The sequence below is a fragment of the Monashia sp. HAY1-2A genome (assembly GCF_056755315.1).
Genome location: NZ_JBNDHY010000195.1, coordinates 1 through 7,338 on the forward strand (window position 1 = coordinate 1; position 7,338 = coordinate 7,338).

Consider the following 7,338-nt stretch of genomic DNA (forward strand, 5'->3'; position numbering starts at 1 on the left):
TCCGTCGTCGGCAGCGTCAGATGTGTATAAGAGACAGGGTCCGGCGGCACACGGCACGCGGAGTCGATGCGTCGCGCTCAGCGCGCGTAGTCGTCCTCGAGGCGCTCGATGTCGGCCTCGTCGAAGTGGCCGAAGCCCACCTCGAGAAGGCGTCCCGGCTGGTCACCGGAGTTGCCCATGCGGTGCGTGGCACCGCGGGGAACCCACACGGTCTCGCCGGGCGCTGCCGTCCACTCACGGCCGTCGACGCTGACGTCGATGGGCACGTCGAGGACCTGCCACATCTCGCCACGGTGGTCATGGCGCTGGAGCGAGAGCCGATGCCCGGGCTGAACCGTGATGATCTTCACGGTGACCTGCTCGTTCGACACGAACTGCTGGAACCGGCCCCAGGGGCGCTCCGCGACGAAGATGTCCTCGGTCGGGTTGCGGTCGCCGAGGTCGTACTCGTCGGGCCCGTGGATGGGCCGCGTGTCGTGCACGTGCGTGTCGACGTCCTCGACGACGGCAGCAGCAGGCTGCTGGTCGGACATGGTTCTCCTATCGGTTGTGAGTGCACCAGTGTGCCCCATGGGAGCGGGGCCGGTGCGCGGCGGCCCGCTCGCCTCGGCTCCCGGGACGGCGGCTACCAGGGCCGCTCGGACCGCCCGCCGAGGCCGCGCACCTGCCGCAGGGCCGGCCGGACGTCGGCCAGGTACACCGCGGCGCCGACGAACCCGAGCAGGCCGAACAGGCTCAGCGGGTTGAGCATCGTGACGAAGCCCAGCGCCAGGGCGATGCCCAGCAGGACGAGCCAGAAGGTGCGGGTGCGCTTGCCAGCGGCGACGTAGGCGCCCTGCGGGTGCCGGAGCGCGTCCGTGAAGGCCCACACCTCGCAGCCGAGCGCGACGACGCCGAGCACGAGCTGCACGACGCTCTGGAACCCGTAGTAGAGCTGCATGGGGGAAGCGTAACCCGGGTCCCGAGCACGGGTCGGTCCAGCGGCGCTCCCGCCGGCGCCGGGTCGCGACGTGTCCGTGCGGGGTGCCGTCGGAGGCTCAGGCGTCGACGACGAGGGTGACGGGCCCGTCGTTGACGAGCGAGACCTGCATCATCGCGCCGAAGCGTCCCTCGGCGACCTCGACGCCGCGGGAGCGCAGGGCCGCGACGACGTCGGCGACGAGCGGCTCGGCGACGGGGCCGGGCGCCGCCGCACCCCACGACGGACGCCGTCCCTTGCGCGTGTCGGCGTAGAGCGTGAACTGGCTGACGACGAGGACCGGTGCTCCGGTGTCGACGACGCTCTGCTCGTCGCGCAGGATGCGCAGCTCGGCGATCTTGCGGGCGAGGCGCTCGACCTGCTCGGGGCCGTCGCCGTGCGTCACGCCGACGAGCGCGAGCAGGCCGGGTCGGTCGATGGCGCCGACGACCTCGCCGTCCACCTCGACGCGCGCACTCGTGACACGCTGGAGCACCGCCCGCATCGGCGCCTCTCCCGTCCCGCCCGCTCCTGGGCTCAGATCCCGACGGCGAGGACCGAGCCGACGGGCTGGCCGTGCCCCAGGACGGGCTGGTGCTCGAGCGCCGCCAGGGTGTCCTCGGCGTCGACGCCGATGCGGCGCAGCACCGCAGCGAGCACGACCGCCCGGGCCCGCGACGAGCCGTCGGCGACCTTGACGGCCACCCCGCGCCCGTCCGGGAGGCCGACCGCGTACACCGCCTCGGCACCGTCCTTGGCGACGAGGCCGTCCACGCCGCGGAGCAGCACCGTGACGTCACGGTTCGTGCCACCGAGGTACTCCGGGTAGGCGCGGATCGCAGCGCTGATGCGGGCCTCGGGACCGTCGGTGGCCGCGGCGAGGCGCCCGAAGGCCCGGGCGAGGGCCGACAGCGGGATGGCGTGGATCGGGGCCCCGCAGCCGTCGACGGCCACCGCGCTCGGCTCGGCCCCCGACAGCTCGCGCACCGTCTCGGCCACCGCCACCTGGAGCGGGTGGTCGGGGTCGCGGTAGGTGGGGAGGTCCCAGCCGTTGCGCACGCATGTCGCGAGCATCGACGCGTGCTTTCCCGAGCAGTTCTGCACGATCGACTGCTTGGGTCGGCCGTCGGCGATCCAGGCGATGCGCGCGGCCTCGTCGTAGGGATAGTCCGGCGTGTTCTGCAGGTCGGTCTCGGTCAGGCCGGCGCCGGCGAGGATCTCGCGGGCGGCCTCGACGTGGAAGGCCTCGCCGGAGTGGCTGGAACAGGCGAGGGCCAGGTGCCGGCCGTCGGTCTCGAGCCCGCAGCGGAGCATCGCGAGGGCCTGCAGCGGCTTGCTCGACGAGCGGGGGAACACCGGGCCGGACCCGTTGCCGACCTCGAGCTCGACCGAACCGTCGGGTGCCGTGACGACGGCCGTGCCGTGGTGGACCGACTCGACGAAATCGGCACGGACCACGTGCGCCACGACGGGCGCGTCGGCGAGCGCCGGGGACACCGACCCGTCGGCGGAGGAGGCGGGCACCGCTGCGGGATCGGCGGGAGCGGACGAGGTCTGCGGGTGGTCGGACACGACCCGCAGTATGCCCGAGGGGCCCACGGATGCGAGGAGGGCCGCCACCGACGGTCGGTGGCGGCCCTCGCGGCGCGGGGGGTCAGGAGCTCGAGGCGGTGGTCGTCGCCGTCGTCGCGGCCGGGGCCTTCTTCGCGGTCTCCGTCGCGGTCTTCTTGGCCGTCTTCTTCGCCGTCTTCTTCGCGGCGGTCTTCGTGGTCGCGGTCTTCTTCGCGGCGGACGTCGTCGTGCCCGTCGACGCCTGGTTGGCCGGGGCCGAGGAGCGGGCCGCGACCTTGTGCGCGGTCGTCGACTCGACGGCGGCGGCCTTGCGCGTGGCGGCGGACCTCTTCGCCGCGGACGAGCGGATCGCCTTCTCGTGGGCGGCGGTCCGCTTGGCCGTCACCGGCTCTGCGGCCTTCTCCACGGCGGCGGCCGACTTCTCGACCTGCGTGGTGAGGGTCGCGGCGTCGTCGGACACGACGTCGAGGACGCTCTTGGCCACCTTCTGGCCCTCGCCGGCGGCCGTGCTCGCGACGCGGCGGCCGCGGGCGATGACCGCGTTGCCCCGCTCGACCGCGTCGAAGGCGGCGCGCTGGCCCTGGGCGCGGGCGTCCGTGACGACCTTCTCGCCACGGGCGGCGGCGGCGTCGTACTGGTCCTTGGCGTTGCTCGCGAGGACGAGGCCCTGGTTGAGGACCTGGGCGGGCAGGTCCTGGGCCTGGGCGACGAAACGGTCGGCGTACCGCGCGGCGAGGCGCTGGAGGTCGGCCGTGCGGGCCTGCAGGTCGACGATGCGCTTCTGCAGCTCCTTCTGGAGCTGGTCGGCCTCCTGGCGAGCGCCCTTGCGCAGGTCGGCACCCTTGGCCAGCTTGCGGGCGGCGTCGAGCTGCTCGCCCGCGGCACGGACGGTGTCGATGGCGAGGTTCGCCGCGCCGACGACCGCGTAGAAGGGCGTCGGGTCCACGCTGATCTCGGGGATGCGGCCCTCGAACTGCCCGCGCACGTCGGCCACGGCGGCCTCCGCCTGCTGCTGGGCGTCCTTGACGGCCTTGGTGATCTTCTTGCTCAGTGCCATCTCACTTCTCCTTCTCGGTGACGTCTGTGGTCGCCGCGGCGCTCGGGCCGGGCGAGAGGGGTCGGCGGCGCCGCGGGGGCGCGGCCGGTGAGCGTCGCTTCGTGGTCTCGGACGCGGCGGTCTCGCCGGCGAACGAGCGGTAGATGTCGACGAGGACCCCGCGCTGCCGGTCGGTCAGGACCGGGTCGGCGGCGATCGCGGAGAGGACGTCCGGGACAGGGGCCGGGTCGTCGCCGACCCGCTCGTCGAGGATCCCGGCGCGGACGTAGAGCGACTCGGCCGAGACCTGAAGGCCCTTGGCGATCTGCTGGAGGATCTCGGCGCTCGGGCGCTTGAGGCCTCGCTCGATCTGGGACAGGTAGGGGTTGGAGACCCCGGCCATCTCGGCGAGCTGACGCAGCGACAGCTGGGCGTTCTCGCGCTGCTCGCGCAGGTACGCCCCGAGGTCGGGTAGCGGAAGCTTGCTCACCCCTCCATTGTGCTAACTGGAGCAAGCAGAATGCAAACCCCAGACAGCGTGAGCCGGCCCACAACGACCCGGCGGGTCCGCGCGTCAGCGGGAGCGACGGTCCTTGATGCCGAGCAGGGCACGCGCCTCGACGGTCGGCATCGGCGGACGCTGCATCGTCGTCGCGAGCTCGGCCGCCCGAGTGACGAGCTCGCGGTTGTGCACCACCGGCCGGCCCTTGGCGAACACCAGGTTGTCCTCCATCCCGACCCGCAGGTGCCCGCCGGCCGAGAGGGCGGCCGCCACGATGGGCAGGTGGGCCCGGCCGATGCCGGTGGCCGACCAGCTGGTGACCTCCTCCGGCAGCATCGCGACGCCGGCGAGCAGGGCCTGCGGGGTGCCCGGCATCGAGCCGGGCACACCGGTGACGAAGTCGACGTGCACCTTGCCGCCGAAGGGCAGGCCGCACTCGTCGATGAGCCGACGCAGGGCGTGCACGTGACCGAGCTCGAACAGCTCGAACTCCGGGACGACCTCCAGGTCCTGCGCCTGCCGGTAGAGGTCGACCATGAAACCCCATGGGTTGAGGAAGACGCCGTCGCCGAAGTTCGTCGTGCCGCAGGTCAGCGAGCACGAGTCGGGGTCTGCCTCGAGGACGGTGAGGCGCTGCTCCAACGGGTCGGTGACGGCGCCGCCGGTGGACAGCTGCACGACGAGGTCCGTGGACTCACGGACGGCGTCGACGGCCTCCTTGAGCAGGACCCGGTCGAGCGTCGGCTGGTGGTCACGGTCGCGGACGTGGATGTGGATGAGCGCGGCCCCGGCCCGCTCGCAGGCGACGGCGGTCTCGACGAGCTCCTCGGGCGTCGTCGGCAGCGCCGGGACGTCGGCCTTCGCGGTCTCCGCGCCGGTCGGCGCGACGGTGATCAGGGTGCTCGCGGCGCTGCGTGCGGGGCTCATGGCGTCATCCTGCCAGCGCCAGGGACCACCACTCCTCACGCCGGCACGATGCCCGGGGTCACGAGCGACGGGTCAGCCGACAGCCCTCAGGGGCGAGCTGCCCTCAGGGCGCGACGATGACGGTCTGGGCCGCGGCCAGGCCCTCGACGGTGAGGTCGAGCGTCGGGTCGGTGTTGCGCTTGATGATCGCGAGCGCGATGGGGCCGTCGACGTGATGGCGCCCGACCGAGGTCACGTGGCCCACGACGCGGTCGCCGGCGAGGACGTCGCTGCCGCGCGCCGGGAGGGTGTGCCCCGAGCCGTCGAGGTGCAGGAAGACGAGCCGACGCGGGGGGCGGCCGAGGTTGTGGACGCGGGCCACGGTCTCCTGACCGCGGTAGCAGCCCTTGTGCAGGTGGACGGCCGTCCGCAGCCAGTCGACCTCGTGGACGATGGTGCGGTGGTCGGTCTCGAGGCCGAGCCGCGGGCGCCAGGCCGCGACGCGCAGCGCCTCCGCCGCCCAGAGCCCTGCGAGCGGCCGGTCGCCCGCTGCCTCAAGGAGACCGGTGCGCGGCACGATGACCTCGCGCCAGGCCCGCTCGGTGCCGGGGTGGCCCTCGGCGGGTCCGTAGGCGGTCGTGTCGCCGACGAGGTCGGGCCACGGGTCGCGCCACGCGAGGGGCTCGCCCTCGACCGACTCCGACGCGTGCGGCTCACCGAGGACGGCCCAGTCGTCTGTGACGAGGGCGACCTCGACGCGGAGCATGAAGCGCATCTTGTCCAGCCACTCGGCCAAGGCCGGTCCGGCCCCGGGCTCGGTCGTGACCCACGTCGTCGTACCGTCGTCGACGAGGTGGAGGGAGTGCTCGACGTGGCCCTTGGGAGTGAGGATCAGGGCCTCGCGCGACTGCCGCGGCTCGAGCCCGAGCACGTGCTGGGTGGTCAGCGAGTGCAGCCAGCCGAGCCGGTCCGGACCAGTCACGGTGACGACGTCCCGGTGCGAGAGGTCGACGACGGCGAGGCCCTCCTCGAGGAGGCGCTGCTCGCGCATCGGGTCGCCGTAGTGCACGGCGACCCCCGACTCGAGCCCCTCCCCGGCGACCGCGCGGGGGGCGTCGAGCAGCGGGCTGCGGTGGACCGCGCGGGCGGGGGCTGCGGGCACGTCGACGTCACTCATGTCAGGGGAACGAGCGGTGCGGCGACGGCATTCCGGCGGGGAGGCATCGCGTCAGTCGACCCGCTTGAGCTGGGCCGACACGTGGCTCTGCATCTCCTGGCCGACCGCTGCCATGTCCATGACCCACATGAGCTGGGACTCGACGAGCCCGTACAGCCGCGTCCCCGCGTTGTACTCCTTGGCGCCCGGTGAGCGCAGGACGCCGTCCGTGCGCAGCTCGACCTTGGCCGGCTCCATCCGCCCGTAGTACAGCTCGAGGATGCCGGTCGGGTGCACGAGGAGCAGCTCGACCTCGCCGTTGTCCAGGGGCCGCCAGAACCCCGACTCGACGGCCGCCGGGCGGACCTTGGCGCCGTTCTCGGAGTCGAGGATCCAGGCCCGGCTCTCCCACTTGAGGAAGCCGCGTCCGTCATGGGTCACCTCGATCTCCTGGCCGAAGTGCGCGGACTCGATCGTCGGGTAGCCGACGACACCCGCACCCTCCCAGCGTCCGATGAGCCAGGCGAGCGGTCGCAGCGGCTCCGGGATGTCCTGGTCGAGGTTGAACATGCCCGGAATCGTAGCCTGAGCGCATGGACTCCCCCGCTCGCTCGCTCGTCGTCAAGGTCACCTCCGGCGTCGAGGCGCCCGAACGGCTGTCGCAGGCGTTCACCGTCGCTGCCACGGCGGTGGCCAGCGGCGTCGACGTGTCGCTGTGGCTCACCGGCGAGGCGTCGTGGATGGCCGTCCCGGGGCGGGCCGAGGCGTTCGCCCTGCCGCATGCCGCCCCCATCGTCGACCTGCGCGACGCCGTCCTCGCCGGCGGCCGGCTCACCGTGTGCACCCAGTGCGCCGCCCGCCGCGACCTCGCCGAGGACTCCCTCGTCGAGGGCGCCGTCATCCGCGGCGCGGCCGCGTTCGTCGAGGAGGTCACGGCGCCCGGCGCCCAGGCGCTGGTCTACTGAGGACCGACCGTCAGGAGAAGACGGCGAAGAGGTGGACGAGCGCACCGACGGCGAGCACCGAGCCCGCGCCCGCACCGACCTGCCCACGCACCGTCATCATCGCCGGCTCCAGCGCGAGGACCCGCCGGAAGGACCACGAGACGGTCCCGACGGTGGCGCCGATGCCGAAGGCGCCGGCGAGACCGACCTCTGTCTCTTATACACATCTCCGAGCCCACGAGACGCGTAGTAGTCTGGGGGGGG

Annotated in this window: 10 protein-coding genes; 1 reads left to right on the forward strand and 9 read right to left on the reverse strand. The window is 73.2% G+C overall.

From position 1 onward, the window contains the following. Positions 1 to 77: 77 nt before the first annotated feature. The 9 genes from ACPYOM_RS19840 to ACPYOM_RS19880 form a co-directional block, all read right to left on the reverse strand. Positions 78 to 533, reverse strand: a complete 456-nt coding sequence (locus ACPYOM_RS19840) for a phosphomannose isomerase type II C-terminal cupin domain (protein ID WP_481343953.1) — start codon at positions 531 to 533, stop codon at positions 78 to 80. Between the two features lie 92 nt (positions 534 to 625). Beyond that, complete coding sequence (locus ACPYOM_RS19845) at positions 626 to 940, reverse strand: DUF2516 family protein (RefSeq protein WP_481343952.1); 315 nt, start codon at positions 938 to 940, stop codon at positions 626 to 628. Positions 941 to 1,037: 97 nt separating this feature from the next. Further along, complete coding sequence (dtd, locus tag ACPYOM_RS19850; RefSeq protein WP_481347270.1) at positions 1,038 to 1,463, reverse strand: D-aminoacyl-tRNA deacylase; 426 nt, start codon at positions 1,461 to 1,463, stop codon at positions 1,038 to 1,040. A 32-nt stretch (positions 1,464 to 1,495) separates the two neighbouring features. Then, complete coding sequence (locus ACPYOM_RS19855) at positions 1,496 to 2,530, reverse strand: asparaginase (protein ID WP_481347271.1); 1,035 nt, start codon at positions 2,528 to 2,530, stop codon at positions 1,496 to 1,498. Positions 2,531 to 2,612: 82 nt separating this feature from the next. Further along, positions 2,613 to 3,587, reverse strand: a complete 975-nt coding sequence (locus ACPYOM_RS19860) for a hypothetical protein (RefSeq protein WP_481347272.1) — start codon at positions 3,585 to 3,587, stop codon at positions 2,613 to 2,615. Position 3,588: 1 nt separating this feature from the next. Beyond that, positions 3,589 to 4,056: a helix-turn-helix domain-containing protein gene (locus ACPYOM_RS19865; protein WP_481347273.1), complete on the reverse strand. Its 468-nt coding sequence runs from the start codon at positions 4,054 to 4,056 to the stop codon at positions 3,589 to 3,591. Between the two features lie 84 nt (positions 4,057 to 4,140). Beyond that, positions 4,141 to 4,995 (reverse strand): beta-keto acid cleavage family enzyme, encoded by an 855-nt coding sequence (locus tag ACPYOM_RS19870; protein ID WP_481347274.1) that lies wholly within the window; start codon positions 4,993 to 4,995, stop codon positions 4,141 to 4,143. Between the two features lie 103 nt (positions 4,996 to 5,098). Beyond that, positions 5,099 to 6,151, reverse strand: coding sequence for a CAF17-like 4Fe-4S cluster assembly/insertion protein YgfZ (gene ygfZ, locus ACPYOM_RS19875; RefSeq protein WP_481343745.1), 1,053 nt, complete (start codon positions 6,149 to 6,151; stop codon positions 5,099 to 5,101). Between the two features lie 51 nt (positions 6,152 to 6,202). After that, positions 6,203 to 6,700 carry a heme-binding beta-barrel domain-containing protein gene (locus tag ACPYOM_RS19880; RefSeq protein WP_481343744.1) on the reverse strand — a complete coding sequence of 166 codons (498 nt, stop codon included), beginning with the start codon at positions 6,698 to 6,700 and terminating at the stop codon, positions 6,203 to 6,205. 23 nt (positions 6,701 to 6,723) lie between these two features. On the opposite strand from ACPYOM_RS19880, the gene ACPYOM_RS19885 reads away from it, so the two are divergent. Then, positions 6,724 to 7,095 carry a DsrE family protein gene (locus ACPYOM_RS19885; RefSeq protein ID WP_481343743.1) on the forward strand — a complete coding sequence of 124 codons (372 nt, stop codon included), beginning with the start codon at positions 6,724 to 6,726 and terminating at the stop codon, positions 7,093 to 7,095. Positions 7,096 to 7,338: the final 243 nt, after the last annotated feature.

Excerpts from the sequence above, each read along its gene's own strand:
- ygfZ (WP_481343745.1), bottom strand. The coding sequence starts at position 6,151 with ATGAGTGACGTCGACGTGCCCGCAGCCCCCGCCCGCGCGGTCCACCGC.
- ACPYOM_RS19880 (WP_481343744.1), bottom strand. The coding sequence starts at position 6,700 with ATGTTCAACCTCGACCAGGACATCCCGGAGCCGCTGCGACCGCTCGCC.
- ACPYOM_RS19860 (WP_481347272.1), bottom strand. The coding sequence starts at position 3,587 with ATGGCACTGAGCAAGAAGATCACCAAGGCCGTCAAGGACGCCCAGCAG.
- ACPYOM_RS19840 (WP_481343953.1), bottom strand. The coding sequence starts at position 533 with ATGTCCGACCAGCAGCCTGCTGCTGCCGTCGTCGAGGACGTCGACACG.
- ACPYOM_RS19885 (WP_481343743.1), top strand. The coding sequence starts at position 6,724 with ATGGACTCCCCCGCTCGCTCGCTCGTCGTCAAGGTCACCTCCGGCGTC.
- dtd (WP_481347270.1), bottom strand. The coding sequence starts at position 1,463 with ATGCGGGCGGTGCTCCAGCGTGTCACGAGTGCGCGCGTCGAGGTGGAC.
- ACPYOM_RS19845 (WP_481343952.1), bottom strand. The coding sequence starts at position 940 with ATGCAGCTCTACTACGGGTTCCAGAGCGTCGTGCAGCTCGTGCTCGGC.
- ACPYOM_RS19870 (WP_481347274.1), bottom strand. The coding sequence starts at position 4,995 with ATGAGCCCCGCACGCAGCGCCGCGAGCACCCTGATCACCGTCGCGCCG.